Origin of the sequence: Luteimonas gilva (assembly GCF_005239095.1) — a bacterium.
In the GTDB taxonomy this organism is placed as follows: Bacteria; Pseudomonadota; Gammaproteobacteria; order Xanthomonadales; family Xanthomonadaceae; genus Luteimonas_C; species Luteimonas_C gilva.
Map to the genome: position 1 here is coordinate 265,214 of NZ_SZUA01000002.1, position 16,960 is coordinate 282,173.

At 67.3% G+C, this 16,960-nt stretch carries 16 protein-coding genes; 12 read left to right on the forward strand and 4 right to left on the reverse strand.

Annotated features, from left to right (window positions below):
• The first annotated feature begins 23 nt into the window (after positions 1–23).
• Complete coding sequence (gene oleC, locus FCE95_RS09185; RefSeq protein ID WP_137266731.1) at positions 24–1,667, forward strand: olefin beta-lactone synthetase; 1,644 nt, start codon at positions 24–26, stop codon at positions 1,665–1,667.
• Between the two features lie 5 nt (positions 1,668–1,672).
• Entirely contained in the window at positions 1,673–3,235 is a 1,563-nt protein-coding gene (locus FCE95_RS09190; RefSeq protein WP_137266732.1) for a winged helix-turn-helix domain-containing protein, read from the forward strand.
• On the opposite strand, the gene FCE95_RS09195 is transcribed toward FCE95_RS09190, so the two are convergent.
• Positions 3,219–4,328, reverse strand: a complete 1,110-nt coding sequence (locus tag FCE95_RS09195) for a serine hydrolase domain-containing protein (protein WP_223266838.1) — start codon at positions 4,326–4,328, stop codon at positions 3,219–3,221. The two genes, FCE95_RS09190 and FCE95_RS09195, sit on opposite strands and share 17 nt — an antisense overlap.
• Before the next feature lie 167 nt (positions 4,329–4,495).
• Between FCE95_RS09195 and oleD the strand changes: the two genes are divergently transcribed.
• From oleD to FCE95_RS09220, 5 genes are all read left to right on the forward strand, one after another.
• Entirely contained in the window at positions 4,496–5,509 is a 1,014-nt protein-coding gene (gene oleD, locus FCE95_RS09200; protein WP_137266733.1) for a 2-alkyl-3-oxoalkanoate reductase, read from the forward strand.
• A 56-nt stretch (positions 5,510–5,565) separates the two neighbouring features.
• On the forward strand, positions 5,566–5,724 hold the full coding sequence (locus tag FCE95_RS09205; RefSeq protein ID WP_137266734.1) for a DUF1328 domain-containing protein: 159 nt from the start codon (positions 5,566–5,568) through the stop codon (positions 5,722–5,724).
• 116 nt (positions 5,725–5,840) lie between these two features.
• Positions 5,841–6,491 carry a ubiquinone biosynthesis accessory factor UbiJ gene (locus FCE95_RS09210; RefSeq protein WP_137266735.1) on the forward strand — a complete coding sequence of 217 codons (651 nt, stop codon included), beginning with the start codon at positions 5,841–5,843 and terminating at the stop codon, positions 6,489–6,491.
• On the forward strand, positions 6,491–8,164 hold the full coding sequence (gene ubiB / locus FCE95_RS09215) for a ubiquinone biosynthesis regulatory protein kinase UbiB (RefSeq protein ID WP_137267545.1): 1,674 nt from the start codon (positions 6,491–6,493) through the stop codon (positions 8,162–8,164). Before FCE95_RS09210 ends, ubiB begins: the two co-directional genes overlap by 1 nt.
• A 93-nt stretch (positions 8,165–8,257) precedes the next feature.
• Positions 8,258–9,007: a pseudouridine synthase gene (locus FCE95_RS09220; protein WP_137266736.1), complete on the forward strand. Its 750-nt coding sequence runs from the start codon at positions 8,258–8,260 to the stop codon at positions 9,005–9,007.
• A 59-nt stretch (positions 9,008–9,066) separates the two neighbouring features.
• Here the strand turns inward: FCE95_RS09220 and FCE95_RS09225 are convergent, their stop codons facing one another.
• A complete protein-coding gene (locus FCE95_RS09225; protein ID WP_189644708.1) occupies positions 9,067–9,573 on the reverse strand; it encodes a DUF2059 domain-containing protein in 507 nt (168 codons plus the stop codon).
• A gap of 81 nt (positions 9,574–9,654) precedes the next feature.
• Between FCE95_RS09225 and arfB the strand changes: the two genes are divergently transcribed.
• Both arfB and FCE95_RS09235 read left to right on the forward strand, forming a co-directional pair.
• Positions 9,655–10,068: an alternative ribosome rescue aminoacyl-tRNA hydrolase ArfB gene (gene arfB, locus FCE95_RS09230; protein WP_137266738.1), complete on the forward strand. Its 414-nt coding sequence runs from the start codon at positions 9,655–9,657 to the stop codon at positions 10,066–10,068.
• A 12-nt stretch (positions 10,069–10,080) separates the two neighbouring features.
• Entirely contained in the window at positions 10,081–10,698 is a 618-nt protein-coding gene (locus FCE95_RS09235; RefSeq protein ID WP_137266739.1) for a lysophospholipid acyltransferase family protein, read from the forward strand.
• Positions 10,699–10,827: 129 nt separating this feature from the next.
• Here FCE95_RS09235 and FCE95_RS09240 read toward each other — a convergent pair whose 3' ends face one another.
• Positions 10,828–11,667: an oxidoreductase gene (locus FCE95_RS09240; protein ID WP_137266740.1), complete on the reverse strand. Its 840-nt coding sequence runs from the start codon at positions 11,665–11,667 to the stop codon at positions 10,828–10,830.
• Between the two features lie 114 nt (positions 11,668–11,781).
• Here FCE95_RS09240 and FCE95_RS09245 point away from each other — a divergent pair, with 114 nt between their 5' ends.
• Positions 11,782–12,678, forward strand: coding sequence for a LysR family transcriptional regulator (locus FCE95_RS09245; RefSeq protein WP_137266741.1), 897 nt, complete (start codon positions 11,782–11,784; stop codon positions 12,676–12,678).
• A gap of 23 nt (positions 12,679–12,701) precedes the next feature.
• On the opposite strand, the gene FCE95_RS09250 is transcribed toward FCE95_RS09245, so the two are convergent.
• Entirely contained in the window at positions 12,702–13,670 is a 969-nt protein-coding gene (locus FCE95_RS09250) for a LysR family transcriptional regulator (protein ID WP_137266742.1), read from the reverse strand.
• Between the two features lie 109 nt (positions 13,671–13,779).
• Between FCE95_RS09250 and aceB the strand changes: the two genes are divergently transcribed.
• Together aceB and aceA are read left to right on the forward strand one after the other, a co-directional pair.
• Positions 13,780–15,381: a malate synthase A gene (aceB, locus tag FCE95_RS09255; protein ID WP_137266743.1), complete on the forward strand. Its 1,602-nt coding sequence runs from the start codon at positions 13,780–13,782 to the stop codon at positions 15,379–15,381.
• A 143-nt stretch (positions 15,382–15,524) separates the two neighbouring features.
• Positions 15,525–16,817, forward strand: coding sequence for an isocitrate lyase (gene aceA / locus FCE95_RS09260; protein WP_137266744.1), 1,293 nt, complete (start codon positions 15,525–15,527; stop codon positions 16,815–16,817).
• Positions 16,818–16,960 lie beyond the last annotated feature (143 nt).

The window sequence follows — 16,960 nt, forward strand, 5'->3', positions numbered from 1 at the left end:
GAATGCTCAGCGACAATGGACGCATGAGCGAACCCTGCAACATCGCCGCCGCCTTGCCCCGGCTCGCCCGCGAGCGCCCCGAGCAAGTAGCGATGCGCTGCCCCGGCCGTGGCGGCGGTTACGGCATCGCCCTCACTTACGCCCAGCTCGACGCGCGCAGCGACGCGATCGTCGCCGGCCTGGCCAGGCGCGGCATCGTCCGCGGCACCCGCACCGTGCTGATGGTGCGGCCCACGCCCGAGTTCTTCCTGCTGATGTTCGCCCTGTTCAAAGCGGGCGCGGTGCCGGTGCTGGTCGATCCGGGCATCGACAAGCGCGCGTTGAAGCAATGCCTGGACGAAGCCCGGCCGGACGCCTTCATCGGCATTCCGCTCGCGCAATTCGCGCGTGCGCTGTTGGGCTGGGCGCGCTCGGCGCGGATCCGCATCACCACCGGCGCGCGCGCTTGGCTGGCCGACGCGACGCTGGCCGAAGTCGAACGCGACGGCGCCGGCGCCACCGCGCAACTCGCCGACACCGCGCCGGACGAAGTCGCCGCGATCCTGTTCACCAGCGGCTCCACCGGCGTGCCGAAAGGCGTCGTCTACCGGCATCGGCATTTCGTCGCGCAGATCGAGATGATGCGAGAAGCGTTCGGCATGCAACCCGGCGGCGTCGATCTGCCGACGTTCCCGCCGTTCGCCTTGTTCGATCCGGCGCTGGGATTGACCACGATCATCCCCGACATGGATCCGACCCGGCCCGCGCGCGCGGATCCGCGCAAGCTGTTGCGCGCGATCGAGCGTTTCGGCGTCGACCAGTTGTTCGGTTCGCCCGCCTTGATGCGGGTATTGGCCGAGCACGGCGCGAAGCTGCCTTCGCTGAAGCGCGTCACCTCCGCCGGCGCGCCGGTGCCGGCAGACGTGGTCGAAAAAATGCGCGCGCTGCTCGCGGACGAAGCGCAATTCTGGACGCCGTACGGCGCGACCGAATGCCTGCCGGTGGCGGTGATCGAAAGCCGCGAATTGATCGGGCTGCGCGAACGTACCGAGCAGGGCGCCGGCACCTGCGTCGGCCGCGCGGTGCCGCCGAACGAGGTGCGCTTGATCCGGGTCACCGACGAAGCGATCGAACATTGGTCCGACGATCTGCTCGTGGCGGGCGGGCTGGTCGGCGAAATCACCGTCGCCGGACCGACCGCCACCGACACGTATTACAACCGCGACGCGCAGACCCGTTTGGCTAAGATCCGGGAGACGGCGGCGGACGGCGGCTCGCGCATCGTCCATCGCATGGGCGACCTCGGCTATTTCGACCGCGACGGCCGGCTCTGGTTCTGCGGCCGCAAATCGCAGCGGGTGGTGACCGCGCGCGAAACCTTGTGTACCGAGCAAGTGGAGCCGGTGTTCAACACCCATCCCGAGGTGCGCCGCACCGCCCTGGTCGGCATCGGCCAACGCGGCGCGCAGCGGCCGGTGCTGTGCGTGGAATTGCGCCAAGGCGTGCCGAAAAGCGAACGCGAGCGGATCGTCGAGGAATTGCGCCACCTCGGCGAAGGCTTCGTGCATACGGCCAAGGTCGAGGTCTTTCTGTTTCATCCGCAATTCCCGGTCGACATCCGCCACAACGCCAAGATCGGCCGCGAGAAACTGGCCGCCTGGGCCACCGCGCGCTTGCCGAAGGGCTGACGCGCATGGCCGGCCGCTACCGCCTCGACGATCTCGTCATCGACGTTCCGCGGCAACGCGTGGAGCGCGACGGCCAGGCGCTCGACGTCAATGGGCTGAGCTACCGCCTGCTGCACTATCTGCTGGAACAAGGCCAGCGCGTGGTCGGGTTCGACGAACTGATCGAACGCGTCTGGGCGCCGGCGATCGTCAACGAAGAGACCGTCACCCAGCGCATTCGCTTGCTGCGCCAATCGCTGGGCGACGACGGCCGCAATCCGCGCTATCTGCGCTCGGTGCGCAGCCAGGGCTATCAGCTTTGCGTTGCGCCGCAGCCGTTGGGCGAGGAGGCAGCGCCGGAGCCGTCGCCGCAGCGGCGGAGGCGGCGGATCGTCGTCGGTGCGCTCATCGTCGTCGCGATCGGCGCCCCCATCGCCGCCATCTTGTGGAAACGGACGCCCGAAACCGTGGCGGAGCGTCCGGCGCTGCTGCAACGCGCCGCCTATTACGCCGGCATCGGCCAACGCGACGACAACGAACGCGCGATCGGGCTGTATCGGCAGCGTTTGCAGGAAGCGCCGGACGATCGAGAAGCGCAGATTGGCCTCAGCCGCGCGTACAGCGCGCGGGCCTGCCTGTACAACGGCGATCTCGCTTCGGTGCGGCTTGCGCAGGAACTGGCCGAGCGAGTGATCGCGCGCGATCCGCGCAACGCCGCGGCGCATGCGGCGCTGGGGTATTCGTTCGATTGCCGCGGCCGCACCGACCAGGCCTTGCGCGGCTACGAACGTTCGCTGGAGCTGGATCCGCTGTCCGACAACGTGCGCGCTTCGGCCGCGTACTTGTACGAACGCCGCGGCCGGCTGGCCGATGCGCTGGCCGCCAACCTGGGCGTGCGCGAGCCGGCGCGCGTGCGCTTCCTCGACATCCAGATCGCCAGCAACCTGGATCTGCTGGGCTACGCCGCCGATGCCGAAGCGCGTTACCGGCGTAGCTTCCAGCTGTATCCGGACAACGTGTTCTCCAACGCCGCGTGGCCGGGATTCCTGATGCGCCGCGGCCGTTTCGCGGAAGCCCAGGCCGCGCTGGATGAGGCGGTGTCGCGCGGCACCGAGCACGCCGGCCTGCACCTGCTCGCCGTCGAGCTGGCCTTGCAGCGCGGCGATCGCGATGCTGCGCGCCGCGCGGCTGCGCGCGCGATCGCATTGCGTCCGCAAGCCAGCTTTCCGCGCACGGTGGGATGGATCCTGGCCGAAGTGAAACCTCCGGCCGCCGCATTGCGCGCGCAGGCCGAATCGCTGCGCGCCGGCATGCGCAGCGGCGGCGAGCCCTTGGATGGACTCGACGCCGCTTTGCTGTCGGATGCCGCGGAAGATCGCGCCGCCGCCCTCGCCGCATTGGCCGCGGCGGTGGAGCAGGGCTATCGCGACGCGGCTTATTTGCGCGTTTCGCCGCTGTTCGCTTCGTTGCGGACGGCGCCGGGATTCGCCGCGATCCTGTCGTCCATCGACACGGCCGTCGCGCGCGAACGCGAGGCCGTGCGTTCGCGCGGACTGGAGCGCAAGGCCGGGATTACGGCATCGCCTTGAGGATGTAGTCGGCGAGCAGCTTGTGCGACTGCTGATGCATGTCGCGCTGGTTGTAGCGGGTGCGGGTGATCACCGCGACCAGTTTCTCCTCCGGCAGCACGAACACATAGTTGCCGCCGTTGCCCGACATCGCCCAGGCGTCGCGTTTCTTGCCGTGCGCGTCGAAGCGGAAGCGCCAGATCAGATAGCCGTAATCGGCGTCGTCGCGCGCTTGCGCGTGCACGGTCGTCATCGCCCGCACCCACGCGGCCGAGACGATCTGCCGGCCCTGCCAGCGTCCCTGGTCGAGCAGCAGCTGTCCGAACTTGGCCAAATCGCGGCTGCGATAGGACGTGCCGCCGCCGCCCATGCCGACGCCTTCGGACGATTTGCCCCAGGCGCTCTGGCGGATGCCGAGCGGGCCTTCCAACGCCTCGCGCGCGAAAGCGTCCAACGGCTTCGAGGCCGCGCGTTCGACGATCGCGCCGAGCAGGAACGCGCCGGCCGTGCAGTAGGCGAAGGCGCGGCCGTGCGGACTGTCCTGGGGGCGCCGCATCCACGGCGCATAGCCTTTCATCGGCAGATCCAAAACGAACTGCGTCCAGTCGGCGCTGAGGTACATGCGCTCCTCGTGGCCAGAGGAGAATTCGTTCTCGTCGTCGCATTCCCATTGCGAGCTCATCGTCAGCAGGTCTTCGACGGCGAAAACGCGTTTGCGCGGATCGTCGTTGCGCCAAGTGCGGTCCGGGAAGAAGCCGTACACCTTCGCTTGCGGACCGGCGATCAGGCCGCGGTCGATCGCCGCGCCGACCAACAGAGCGGTGACGCTCTTGGTCAGCGAGCGGGGGTTGTTGAGCACGTCGCGGCCGCCGCCGTTGAAGTAACGCTCGTAGACCAGCTTGCCGTCGCGTGCGATCAGCACGCTGGTGGTGTCCGGCGCCGCGCCCGAGGCGATGGCCTCTTCCATGGCGGCGAGGGTGGAGGCGTTCCAGCCGGATTTCGCCGCGTCGGCGACGGCCCAGCCGTCATCCAAGCGCGGCGGCGGGGTATTGGAAGCGGCGTCGGCGCATCCGCAGGCGAACAGCAAAAGGGCGGGCAGTGTGAATCGGCGCATCGGAGCACTCCGTGTGAGGAGGCTCGACTGCACCGCACCCGCGAATGAAGCGCCTGAAATGCGAATGAAGAATTCTGAAGGTTGCTGGATCAAGCGCTTGCGCGCGCGGCGGATGGCCATCGCGTTGGCATGCCGTTATGGTGTGCACCTTTCGCGGAGGACGAGCGATGCGGATTCTGGTGACCGGCGGCGGCGGATTCCTGGGCCAGGCGCTATGCCGCGGCCTGGTCGAACGCGGTTTCCAGGTCGCCAGCTTCAATCGCGGCCACTACCCGCCGCTGGAAAGCATGGGCGTCCGTCAAATACAGGGCGACCTGGCGGACCGCAAGGCCGTCGTCGCGGCTTGCGAAGGCGTCGACGCCGTATTCCACAACGCCGCCAAGGCCGGCGCCTGGGGCGATTACGACGGCTACCACCGCGCCAACGTGATGGGCACCGGCAACGTGCTGGCCGGTTGCCGCGAGCACGGCGTGGGCAAGCTGGTCTACACGTCCACGCCCAGCGTGACGCATCGCGCGACGCATCCGGTCGAGGGCGGCACCGCCGACACCGTGCCTTACGGCGAAGATCTGAAGGCGCCCTACGCCAGCACCAAATTGATCGCCGAAAAGATCGTGCTGGCCGCGAACGACGAACATTTGTCCACCGTCGCGCTGCGGCCGCGCTTGATCTGGGGCCCGGGCGACAACCAATTGCTGCCGCGCTTGGTGGAACGCGCCAACGCCGGCCGTTTGCGGTTCGTCGGCGACGGCGAGAACCTGATCGACACGACCTACGTCGACAACGCCGCGCAAGCGCATTTCGACGCGTTCGACCATCTCTCGCCGAGTGCGGCTTGCGCCGGCCGGGCCTACTTCATCAGCAACGGCGAACCCAAGAGCGTGCGCGAAGTGGTCAACAGTCTGCTCGGCGCGGCCGGCGCGCCGACGGTCGACAAGACGATCCCGTTTCGCGCGGCCTATGCGGTCGGCGCGGTGTGCGAAGGCTTGTGGTCGCTGCTGCCTTTGCGCGGCGAGCCGCCGATGACGCGTTTCCTGGCCGAGCAATTGAGCACCACGCATTGGTACGACATGGCGCCGGCGACGCGCGATTTCGGCTACGTGCCGCGTGTGTCTTTTCACGAGGGCATCATCCGGCTGAAGGATTCATGGAGGGCGCGCGCCGCCATCACTTCGCGCTGATCCGCGGCGAACGAAAATGGCGCGCATCGGCATCGGCCGAGTTCTAGGAGCGTTCCATGCTGCATTACGCCATCGTCTTCTTGGTCATCGCGATCATCGCCGCCGTGCTCGGCTTCGGCGGCATCGCCGGCACCGCCGCCGGCATCGCCAAGATCCTGTTCGTGGTTTTCCTGGTGCTGGCTGCGATTTCGTTCTTCCGCGGCCGAAAGGTTTGATGCCGTCGCCCTCTTGAAAAAGGGGGCGGATCGGCCGAAGTCCGATTGGATTTGCTTTTGATCCCCCTTTTTCCAAGAGGGAAAAAGCAGAAACGCCGGCCGGCTACAATGCCGGCATGGCCGAATCCTCCTCCCTGCCGTTCGATGCGTTGAAGCCGGTCGCCGGCCGCGCGCTCGAAACCGCTTTGAATCGCGCCTTGGCGCTGGACCCCGAGACTCGCGCCGCGCTGGCGCCGCTTTCGGGCAAGCGCGTGACCTTACGCCTGGCTTCGCCGCCGCTGACGTTGCAGATCGCGGTGGAAGGCGAGCGCCTGACGGTCGGTCCCGTCGACGAGGCAACCGAGCCGGATCTCGCCGTGCGCAGCACCCTCGGCGCACTGATCGGCCAGCTGCCGTTCTTGCGCCGGGACGAGGGAGCGCCGGCGGGCAAGCTGCACGTTTCCGGCGACGCCGACTTGGCCCGTCGCCTGCAGCGCTTGGCGGAGCGTTTCGATCCGGACTGGCAGCGCCCGTTCGCCGCCGTGTTCGGCGATGTGCTCGGCGTGCAGATCGCCAATGCGGCCGCCGCCGCGTTCAAGCAGGCGCGCATCGCCGCGGCGAGCCTGGCGGAGGATGCGGCCGAGTTCGTCACCGAAGAATCGCGGGACGTCGTCTCCAAGGCCGAGTTGAACGCCTTCCACGACGACGTCGACCGGCTGCGCGACGGCGTCGACCGCGCCGCGGCTCGCGTCGCGCGCCTGCAAGCGAACGCGGGAGCGCGCGAATGATGTCGTCGCTGCTGCGCGCCGGCAAGATCGGCCGGGTCTTGCTGCGCTATCGCCTGGACGATCTGCTCGACGATACGCCCGCCGAGCGCTGGCTGCGGCTGATGCGGCCGTTCGTGCCGCGCGCTTCGCAGGAAATCGCGGCGATGCCGCGCGGCGCGCGTTTGCGCTTGGCGTTGCAGGAATTGGGCCCGATCTTCGTCAAGTTCGGCCAGATCCTGTCGACGCGGCGCGACCTGGTGCCGCCGGACGTGGCGGTGGAATTGTCGTTGCTGCAGGATCGGGTCGCCCCGTTCGACGGCGAAGCCGCGCGCGCCATCGTCGAGCAGGCCTTGGGCCGCCCGATCGCCGAAGCTTTCGCGCAATTCGATACCGTGCCGCTGGCTTCGGCCTCGATCGCCCAGGTGCATGCCGCGACCTTGCCGGCGACCGACGCCGCGCCGTCGCGCGATGTGGTGGTGAAGGTGCTGCGCCCGGACATCGAGCGCCAGATCGCCGCCGACATCGCCTTGCTGAACAACATCGCCGGCTTGGTCGACCGCACCCATCCCAGCGCCGACAAGATCCGGCCGCGCGAAATCGTGGCCGAAATCGAAAGCACCCTCGCCGCCGAACTCGACCTGCAGCGCGAAGGCGCCAACGCCAGCGTGTTGCGCCGGTTCTGGACGAATTCGCCGGACATGTACGTGCCCGAGCCGATCTGGTCGCACACCGCCGAGCGCGTGCTGACGATGGAGCGCGTCCACGGCATCCCCAGCGACGACATCGCCAAGCTCGACGCCGCCGGCATCGATCGCAAAGCGTTGGCCGCGAAGGGCGTGCGCGTGTTCTACACCCAGGTGTTCCGCGACAATTTCTTCCACGCCGACGCGCACGCCGGCAACATCTGGGTCGATTCGGATCCGGAACGCAAGCTCGATCCGCGCTTCATCGCGCTGGATTTCGGGATCATGGGCCAGCTCTCCAGCGAGGACCAGTACTACCTCGCCGAGAATTTCATGGCGATCTTCAACCGCGACTACCGCCGCATCGCCGAGCTGCACGTGCAGGCCGGCTGGATGCCCTCGCACATCCGCATCGACGAATTGGAAGCCGCGGCGCGTTCGGTCTGCGAACCTTATTTCACCCGGCCGCTGTCCGAAATCTCGCTGGCCGAGGTGCTGATCAAGCTGTTCCGCACCGCGCAGCGCTACGAGCTGACCTTGCAGCCGCAGCTGATCCTGCTGCAGAAGACTTTGCTCAACATCGAAGGCGTCGGCCGCCTGCTCGATCCGCAGCTCGACATCTGGGCCGTGGCGCGGCCGGTGCTGGAGCGGATCCTGGTCGAGCGCTACAGCCCGCAGCGCCTGGCCGGCGAATTCCGCAAGCGCCTGCCCGAGATGGTGACGCACGCGCCTGACATGCCGCGCTTGCTGCACGCCTGGCTGACCCAGCAGGTGGAAGGCAAGCATCAGCTAGCGCTGCGTTCGAAGGATCTGCACGACTTGGCGCAGACCATGAAGGGCATGCAGAAGCGCATCGTCTCGGCGATCCTCGGCACCGGCTTGTTGATCGTCGCGGCGGTGCTGTACGCGCTCGAAGCGGGCGGCCCGCGCCTGTTCGGCGTGCCGGCGGCAGTGTGGGTAGCGGGGCTGGGCGGATTGTGGGGCCTGCTCGCCGCTTGGCCGCGGCGTTGAAGCGTCGTCAATGACTCGCTTTGTCTTGGTTGCATTTGCACCTGCTGTCCCCCCCTTTGAAAAAGGGGGGCAGGGGGGATTTGCGCTTTACCGATGATCTCTCGAGATCAAGAGCAAATCCCCCTCGATCCCCCTTTTTCAAAGGGGGAGGAACAGCGGAATGTCGGGCTGCCGGTTTTGTATCGCGACGACTGGCTCGCGGTAGTCGACAAACCTGCCGGCCTGATGGTCCACGACAGCGCCTTGGCCCGCGGCGAAACCGACTTCGCCGCCGACCGTCTGCGCGAGCAATTCGGCCGACCGATTTTCCTCGTGCATCGTCTGGACCGCGCCACCAGCGGTTGCCTGCTGCTGGCCTTCGACCGCGACACCGCCTCGGCATTGGGCAAGACGCTGATGTCGCGCGAAGTCGAAAAAGACTATCTGGCGGTGTGCCGCGGTTGGCCGGAGGAAACGTTCGCCGTCGATCATCCGCTCGACGGCGGGCCCGGAAAACCAGCGAAAAAGCCCGCGATCACGCGTTTCGCGCGCCTGGGGACGGCGGAGATCGATGCGCCGTCCGCCGGCTTCGACACTTCACGCTACGCCTTGCTGCGTGCTACGCCCGAGACCGGCCGCTTCCGCCAGATCCGACGCCATCTCAAGCACGTTTCGCATCATTTGATCGGCGACACCAGCCACGGCGACGGCCGCCACAACCGCACCTTCCGCATGCTCGGCATCCACCGCATGCTGCTGCATGCCGAGCGGCTGGCGTTCGTTCACCCGGTCGACGGAAAGCGGATCGAGGCGATCGCGCCGGTGGACGCCGAATTCGGCCGTGCGCTGGCCCTGTTCCGCTAACCGGTTCTATAGAGCGGACTTGCTCTTGCTCTTCGTAGGAGCGGCTTTAGCCGCGAGCGCTAGGGCTGGGCCGGCGCCTGCAATTCGGCTTCGATGTCGCGCTGCATCTCGTCCAGCATCGGCACCAGCAGCTTCTGCACGCCGGCCATCGTGTTCTGCATCAGCTGCGGCATCTTTTCGAGCAGCTTTTGCCCGGCCGGGCTGCCGTAGAAGCCGATCATCGCGTCCATGTCTTCGGCGGTGAACGTCTGCCGGTAGATGTCGCGGTAGATCGGTTCGAGTTTTTCCCAAGCCATCGCGCGCTGGATGCCGGCCATCGACTTTTCGAGTATCCGGTCCAGCTTGGCGCGCTGTTCGGGCGTGAACTGCTTGTCGGCGGTCATCTGCGCCGCCATCTGCTGCTGCGAGGCGGCCACCTGCGGCATCACCGCATCCAGAGTTTGGCGCGCGCGCATCACTTCCAGCAGTTTGTCGACCTGGGCGTCGCTGGCCGGCGTCTGCGCCACCGCCGAGAAAGCCGTCAGGCACAGCAGCCAGCCCGACAGCGCGATCGCGATCTTCTTCATGGTTCCCCCTCCCTCGAATGCGGCCATCCTCGGCCAGCGGCGATCCGGCGTCAAACGCGCGCCAGACACTACAATCGCGCCATGAACGCGCCGGCCATCGTCATTCCCGAACAGGAACTCAGCGAACGTTTCGTGCGCTCGGCGGGGCCGGGCGGACAGAACGTCAACAAGGTGGCGACCGCGGTGGAATTGCGCTTCGACGTGGCCAATTCGCCCTCGCTGCCCGAGGCCGTGCGCGCGCGCCTGCTGGCCAAGCGCGACCGGCGCGTGACCGCCGAAGGCGTGCTGGTCATCAACGCGCAACGTTTCCGCACGCAGGATCGCAACCGGCAGGACGCGCGCGAGCGGCTGGCCGCTTTCGTCGAATCGGGCCGGGCAGCGCCCAAGCCGAGGATCGCGACCCAGCCGAGCCGGGCGGCCAAAGCCCGGCGGCTGGACGCCAAGCGCGAGCGCGGTACGATCAAGCGCCAGCGTACCCAGCGCGATTGGGATTGACCGAGGGGACGGATGACCGGAAACGACGACGTGGTCCTGCCGCTGCCGCCGAACGCGCCGCGCGTCAAACCCAATGGCTTCACCCGTTGGCTCGGCCGCAGCATCCTTCGCCTGGGCGGTTGGCGCATGGCCGGCGCGTTTCCCGACATCCCGAAGCTGGTGCTGATCGGCGCGCCGCATTCGTCGAACTGGGACGGCGTCTGGGGTTTCGCCGCCAAGCTCGCGTTGGGCTTGGACATCCGCATCCTCGGCAAACATCAATTGTTCTGGTGGCCGCTGGGTCCGCTCCTGCGCCGGCTGGGCGTGATCGAAGTCGACCGCAACGCCGCGCACGGCGTGGTCGAACAGGCCGCGGCCCTGATCCACAGCCGCGAGAAGTTCTGGTACGGCTTGGCGCCGGAAGGCACGCGCAAATACGTCGAACGCTGGAAGACCGGCTTCTGGAAGATCGCCAAGGCCGCGAACGTCCCGGTGCTGCCGGCGTATTTCGATTATCCGCAGAAGATCATCGGCATCGGCCCGACGTTCGAACTGGGCGAGGACATGGTCGCCGACATCCACCGCATCCAGCGGTGGTATGCGCCGTGGCGGGGGAAGAATCGCGATGTGGTGCAGCCGCCAGCGACGTGATGGGCTGTTCTCCCTTTTTTGAAAAAGAGGGCCGGGGAGGATTTGCTCTTGCATCGAGGTCGATGAAGCAAGATCAAAAGCAAATCCCCCTTGATCCCCCTTTTTTAAAGAGGGAAACAGCAACGACATTCAGGCGTCGATGCGGGTATCCAACGCCACGCCTTCCCAAGCGCGCAGATCGGACAGCAACTGTTCGGCGTGGCCGCGCACCGCGTCCACCGCGTCGGCGCCGAGTTGCAGGCGCAGCGGCGTCTTGTCCGCCTGCAGCGCGGCGGCGACGGCGACGGCGGCTTTCGCCGGATCGCCCGCCTGCGTCTCGTGCATGCCGCGCGAGAACTCGCGCACCACGCCCGAGGTTTCGCGGTATTCGTCCATTTCCGGCATGTGCCGCAACGCGTTGCCGGCGAAGTCGGTGCGGAACGCGCCCGGCTCGACGATCATCACCTTGATCGCGAACGGCGCGACTTCCAGCGCCAAGGCTTCGGACATGCCTTCCAGCGCGAACTTGGTCGCCGAATAGGCGCCGTAGCCGGCGTACGACAACTGGCCGCCCATGCTCGATACGTTGACGATCGCGCCGCGCTTCTGCGCGCGCATCCGCGGCAGCGCCGCGCGCGTCATCGCCAGCGCGCCGAAGAAATTGGTTTCCATCACCGCGCGCCATTCGTTTTCCGGCGTCTCCTCGACCGCGCCGACCAAGCCGTAGCCGGCGTTGTTGATCAGCACGTCGAGAGAGCCGAAGCGTTCGACCGCCGCGTCGACGGCGCGCTGCGCATCGCCGGCGCGGTCGACGTCGACCGACAAGGCCAGCACGCGATCGGGCGCCAGCGCGGCCAGGCCGGCGAGGCGGGCGGCGTCGCGAGCGGTGGCGACGACGTTGTGGCCCTGGGCGAGGGCATGTTCGGCGAAGGCGCGGCCGAAGCCGGAGGAAGCACCGGTGATGAGCCAGGTTTGGGCTTGAGCGTTCATGGGTTGTCTCCTTGGGCCGGTGCGGGCTGCGCCGGGCATGGAGACAGGATCGGCGCCGACCGATCGTTTGATAAGACGGTATAGTTCGCAAGGGTTATGCGATTCGGTGCATGAATGCTTCGAGACCTGCTGCCGCACCTGCCCGTCGTCTTGGCCGTCGCCCGGCGCAACGGCTTCGCCGCGGCCGCGGCCGAATTGGGCATGAGCCCGTCCGCGGTCAGCCATGCGGTCCGCGCCGTCGAGCTGCGGCTGGGGACGCCACTGTTCGCCCGCACCACCCGCAGCGTCGCGCTCACCGAGGCCGGGACGGCCTTGCTGGGCGCGATCGCCCCGGCGATGCGCGACATCGAAGACGCGCTGGAGCGCCAAGGCTCGGCCGCGGGCCGCATCGGCGGCGTGCTGCGCATCAACGCGCCGCGCATCGCGCTGCCGCTGGCGATCACGCCGATCTTGGCGGCGCTGGCGCGGCGCCATCCCGAACTGGTCGTGGAAGTGATCGCCGACGACGCGCTCACCGACATCGTCGCCGCGGGTTTCGACGCCGGCGTGCGGCTGGGCGAAATGATCGCGCAGGACATGGTCGCGGTGCGCCTGACGCCGCCGTTCCGCACCGCGCTGGTGGCGTCGCCGGAATATCTGGCCGCGCGCGGCGAACCGAAGACCATCGCCGAACTCTCCCAGCACAACTGCATCGGCTACCGCCTGCTCGCCAGCGGCGCCGCTTACGCCTGGGAACTGCGGGAAGGCGGCAAGGACGTGGCGGTCGACGTCGCCGGCAGCGCGCGCGTCACCGACGCGCTGCATGCGCGCGAGCTGGCCTTGGCCGGCATCGGCATCGCCTATCTGTTCGTCCCGCTGGCGGCGGCGGAATTGGATGCCGGGCGCTTGCGCGAAGTGCTGCCGGCGCATGCGATCGAAGAGCCCGGTTTGTTCCTGTATTTCCCGCGCCGCGCGGCGGAAGCGCCGAAGTTGCGCGCTTTCATCGAGGCCGTCCGCGACATCCTGCCGTAAGGTGGGCCAAGGCCCACCCTACGTCATCGTTCCGAATGCCCGGTCTCGTCGTAGCCACCGCGCACGAACAGATCCGGCTTGATCAAATCGACGAAGGCCCGCGCCTGCGGCGAGAGGAATTTGCCCTTGCGCATCACCACGCCGTAGCTGCGCGACGGGAAATATTTCGCCAGGGAACGCGCGGCCAGGCGTTCGCGGTCGGCGTCGGTCAGGCAGATCGAGGTGACGATGCTCACGCCCAGGCCCATCGCCACGTATTGCTTGATCACTTCCCAGCCGCCGACTTCCAGCGCCACGGTGTAGGGCACGCGGTTCTGCTGGAACACCAAGTCGACCAGCCGATAAGTGGTGAGGCGTTTCGGCGGCAGGATCAGGCCATAGGGCGACAGGTCTTCGAGCTTCAGATCGCGCTTGTCCGCGAGCGGGTGGCCACGCGGCGCGATCAGCATCGGCTCGAAGCGATACACCGGCGCATAGCTCAGATCGCCCGGCACATCCAGCATCGAGCCGACCGCCAGATCGACCGCGTCCGAGCGCAGCAGATCCAGTCCGCTGGCGCCGGTGACGTTGTGCAGGCTCAGCCGCACATCGGCGTGGTGCTCGCGGAAGGCGGCCACGATCTTGGGCAACAGGTAGAGGATGGTGGAGCTGCCGGCCGCCACGTGCAGCTCGCCGGCGTCCAGGCCGCCGATCTGGTCGCGGAAGGCGGCGTCTAGGCCGTCCAGGCCTTCCACCAGCGGGCGGGCCAGTTCGTACAGGATCTGGCCTTCGCGGGTCGGGGTCATCCGGCGTCCGGACCGCTCCAGCAGCCGCACCCCCATGTCGCGCTCCAGCGCCTGCAACTGCAGCGAAATCGCCGGCTGGCTGACATAAAGCGCCTCGGCGGCCCGGGAGACCGAGCCCAGCCGGGCGGTCTGGCAAAACGCCCGCAAAGGCTTCAACCGATCGGCCTTGTAAGCGAAACGCGGGCTGTCTGAGCCGCCGGAAATCATTGATTCGAAAGGTTGTATTAGCGGAAATAATACTTAGCATTGAGAAAACTGTATTGTCAAATACAGTACTGGGGCGCACGGTGAGGTCGGACCCTCACCGGAGCCGCGCATGTCGGCAGTGCTGAAACCCGCAACCCGTCCCGCCGTCGAAATCGCGGCTCAAGCCGCTGGCCAGGCCGAGCTGCTGACCCCGGCCGCCTTGGATTTCCTGGCCGATCTGCACCGGCGTTTCGAGCCCCGCCGCCAAGCCCGGCTCGCCGCGCGGCGCAAGCGCCAGGCCGAATTCGACGCCGGCGCCTTGCCGGATTTCCGCACCGACACCCGCGCGATCCGCGAAGGCGACTGGCGCGTGGCGCCGATCCCGGCGGCGCTGCTGGACCGCCGGGTCGAGATCACCGGTCCGGTCGATCCGAAGATGGTGATCAACGCGCTGAACTCCGGCGCCAATTGCTACATGGCCGATTTCGAGGATTCGACCGCGCCGACCTGGGACAACCTGATCGCCGGCCAGCGCTCGCTGCGCTCGGCGGTGGTCGGCACGCTCGAGTTCGTCAACGAGAACGGCAAGCGCTATGCGTTGAAGCCGTTCGAAGAGCGGGCGGTGCTGATCGTGCGCCCGCGCGGCTGGCATCTGGACGAGAAGCATGTGCTGATCGACGGCGAGCGCATGAGCGCCAGCCTGTTCGATCTGGGCCTGTTCGCCTTCCACAACGCGAAGACGCTCGCGGTCAGGGATCGCGGCCCGTACTTCTACATTCCCAAGTTGCAGTCGATGGAAGAAGCGGCGCTATGGCAGGACGCGCTGTCGCATGTCGAATCCGCGCTCGGCCTGCCGCGCGGCCAGCTGAAGGTCACCGTGCTGATCGAAACGCTGCCGGCCGCGTTCGAGATGGACGAGATCCTGCACGCGCTGCGCAAACGCATCGTCGGCCTGAATTGCGGGCGCTGGGACTACATCTTTTCATACATCAAAACCCTACGCGCGCACCGCGACCGCGTGCTGCCCGAGCGCGGCCAGGTGACGATGACGCAGCCGTTTCTGAAGGCGTACTCGGAGCTGCTGATCAAGACTTGCCACCGCCGCGGCGCGCATGCGATGGGCGGGATGGCGGCGCAAATCCCGATCGCCAACGACGTCGAGGCCAACGCCGCGGCGATGTCGCGCGTGCATGCCGACAAGCAGCGCGAAGTCGGTGCCGGCCACGACGGCACCTGGGTGGCGCATCCGGCGCTGATTCCGATCGCGCGCGCGATCTTCGACGCCGGCATGCCGTGCAAGCACCAGCAGAGCGTGGCGCGCGACGACGTGAACGTCGCCGCCGCGGATTTGCTCGCGCCGCCATTGGGCACGATCACCCGCGCCGGCTTCGACGGCAACGTCGAGGTGTGCGTGCGCTATCTCGCCGCGTGGCTGGCGGGCAGCGGCTGCGTGCCGATCCACTGGTTGATGGAGGACGCCGCCACCGCCGAGATCGCCCGCGCGCAGCTGTGGCAATGGCTGCACCACGGCAACGTGCATCTGGACGACGGCACGCGGGTCGACTTCGCGCTGTTCGAGCGCGCCCTGCTGAATCTGCCTTCGAAACTGGCCGACGAGAAGGTGGTCGGCGCGGAGAAGGTGCAGGAGGCGATCGGCCTGCTCGACGAACTCACCCACCGCGACGAGCTCGAGGATTTCCTCACTGTGCCGGCCTACGAACGTTTGCCATAACAGCCCGCCTTTGCTCGTGTAGAGCGGAGCTTGCTCCGCTGCTTTTCGGCCAGTCGCGATAGAAGCAAGAGCAGCGGAGCAAGCTCCGCTCTACACCAACCGAAGCAAAGATACGCCCCGACATCGAAGAAGGACCCAACGCCATGAAGACCCTGCCCACCGCCGAACAGATCAAACTGGACTGGACCAACAACCCGCGCTGGAAGGGCGTGACCCGCGCCTATTCGGCCGAAGACGTGGTGCGCCTGCGCGGCACGGTGCCGGTGGAGCATTCGCTGGCCAAGATCGGCGCCGAAAAGCTGTGGCGCTACCTGCACACCGAGGATTTCGTCAACGCGCTCGGCGCGCTGACCGGCAATCAGGCCATGCAGCAGGTCAAGGCCGGGCTGAAGGCGATCTATCTGAGCGGCTGGCAGGTGGCGGCGGACGCGAACGTCGCCGGCGAGATGTATCCGGACCAGTCGCTGTATCCGGCCAACTCGGTGCCGATGGTGGTCAAGCGCATCAACAACACCTTGCTGCGCGCCGATCAGCTGCATCACGCCGAGGGCGACGACAGCATCGACTTCCTGCAGCCGATCGTGGCCGACGCCGAGGCCGGCTTCGGCGGCGTGCTCAACGCCTTCGAATTGATGAAGGCGATGATCGAAGCCGGCGCCTCCGGCGTGCATTTCGAGGACCAGCTGGCCAGCGTCAAGAAGTGCGGCCACATGGGCGGCAAGGTGCTGGTGCCCACCCGCGAGGCGATCGACAAACTGACCGCCGCGCGCCTGGCCAGCGACGTGATGGGCGTGCCGACGCTGATCGTCGCGCGCACCGACGCCGAAGCCGCCGATCTGCTCACCTCCGACATCGACGACAACGACAAGCCGTTCACCACCGGCGAACGCACCGTCGAAGGCTTCTACAAGACCCGCAACGGTCTGGACCAGGCGATCTCGCGCGGCGTGGCCTACGCGCCCTACGCCGATCTGGTGTGGTGCGAAACCGGCAAGCCGGACTTGGACTTCGCCCGCAAATTCGCCGAAGCGGTGCACGCCAAGCATCCGGGCAAGCTGCTGGCCTACAACTGCTCGCCTTCGTTCAATTGGAAGAAGAACCTGGACGACGCCACCATCGCCAAGTTCCAGAAGGAATTGGCGGCGATGGGCTACAAGTTCCAGTTCATCACCTTGGCCGGCTTCCATGCGCTGAACTATTCGATGTTCAACTTGGCGCACGGCTACGCGCGTCGGCAGATGAGCGCCTTCGTCGAGCTGCAGCAGGCCGAATTCGCCGCCGCCGAGCGCGGCTTCACCGCGGTCAAGCACCAGCGCGAGGTCGGCACCGGCTACTTCGACAGCGTGACCCAGACCATCCAGGGCGGTCAGTCCTCGACCGTGGCGCTGAAGGGTTCGACCGAGGAAGCGCAATTCCAGGAAGAAAAGGCGGCGTAACCGTAGTCCGGGTAAGCGCAGCTCACCCAGGAACACGCCCGAGACATGGTTTCCCGGGTGCCGCCTGCGGCCTTACCCGGGCTACGTGGCCGCGGCGCCTGTTCAGGCCTTCGTTTGGCCGGTCCCCGGAACTTTTCGCGTCC

Bases quoted from the DNA above. Each gene is read 5' to 3' on its own strand.
- aceA (WP_137266744.1), top strand. From the start codon at position 15,525: ATGAAGACCCTGCCCACCGCCGAACAGATCAAACTGGACTGGACCAAC.
- FCE95_RS09235 (WP_137266739.1), top strand. From the start codon at position 10,081: ATGACCGGAAACGACGACGTGGTCCTGCCGCTGCCGCCGAACGCGCCG.
- FCE95_RS09190 (WP_137266732.1), top strand. From the start codon at position 1,673: ATGGCCGGCCGCTACCGCCTCGACGATCTCGTCATCGACGTTCCGCGG.
- FCE95_RS09240 (WP_137266740.1), bottom strand. From the start codon at position 11,667: ATGAACGCTCAAGCCCAAACCTGGCTCATCACCGGTGCTTCCTCCGGC.
- FCE95_RS09210 (WP_137266735.1), top strand. From the start codon at position 5,841: ATGGCCGAATCCTCCTCCCTGCCGTTCGATGCGTTGAAGCCGGTCGCC.
- ubiB (WP_137267545.1), top strand. From the start codon at position 6,491: ATGTCGTCGCTGCTGCGCGCCGGCAAGATCGGCCGGGTCTTGCTGCGC.
- oleD (WP_137266733.1), top strand. From the start codon at position 4,496: ATGCGGATTCTGGTGACCGGCGGCGGCGGATTCCTGGGCCAGGCGCTA.
- oleC (WP_137266731.1), top strand. From the start codon at position 24: ATGAGCGAACCCTGCAACATCGCCGCCGCCTTGCCCCGGCTCGCCCGC.
- arfB (WP_137266738.1), top strand. From the start codon at position 9,655: ATGAACGCGCCGGCCATCGTCATTCCCGAACAGGAACTCAGCGAACGT.
- aceB (WP_137266743.1), top strand. From the start codon at position 13,780: ATGTCGGCAGTGCTGAAACCCGCAACCCGTCCCGCCGTCGAAATCGCG.
- FCE95_RS09245 (WP_137266741.1), top strand. From the start codon at position 11,782: ATGCTTCGAGACCTGCTGCCGCACCTGCCCGTCGTCTTGGCCGTCGCC.
- FCE95_RS09220 (WP_137266736.1), top strand. From the start codon at position 8,258: ATGATCTCTCGAGATCAAGAGCAAATCCCCCTCGATCCCCCTTTTTCA.
- FCE95_RS09195 (WP_223266838.1), bottom strand. From the start codon at position 4,328: ATGCGCCGATTCACACTGCCCGCCCTTTTGCTGTTCGCCTGCGGATGC.
- FCE95_RS09250 (WP_137266742.1), bottom strand. From the start codon at position 13,670: ATGATTTCCGGCGGCTCAGACAGCCCGCGTTTCGCTTACAAGGCCGAT.
- FCE95_RS09205 (WP_137266734.1), top strand. From the start codon at position 5,566: ATGCTGCATTACGCCATCGTCTTCTTGGTCATCGCGATCATCGCCGCC.
- FCE95_RS09225 (WP_189644708.1), bottom strand. From the start codon at position 9,573: ATGAAGAAGATCGCGATCGCGCTGTCGGGCTGGCTGCTGTGCCTGACG.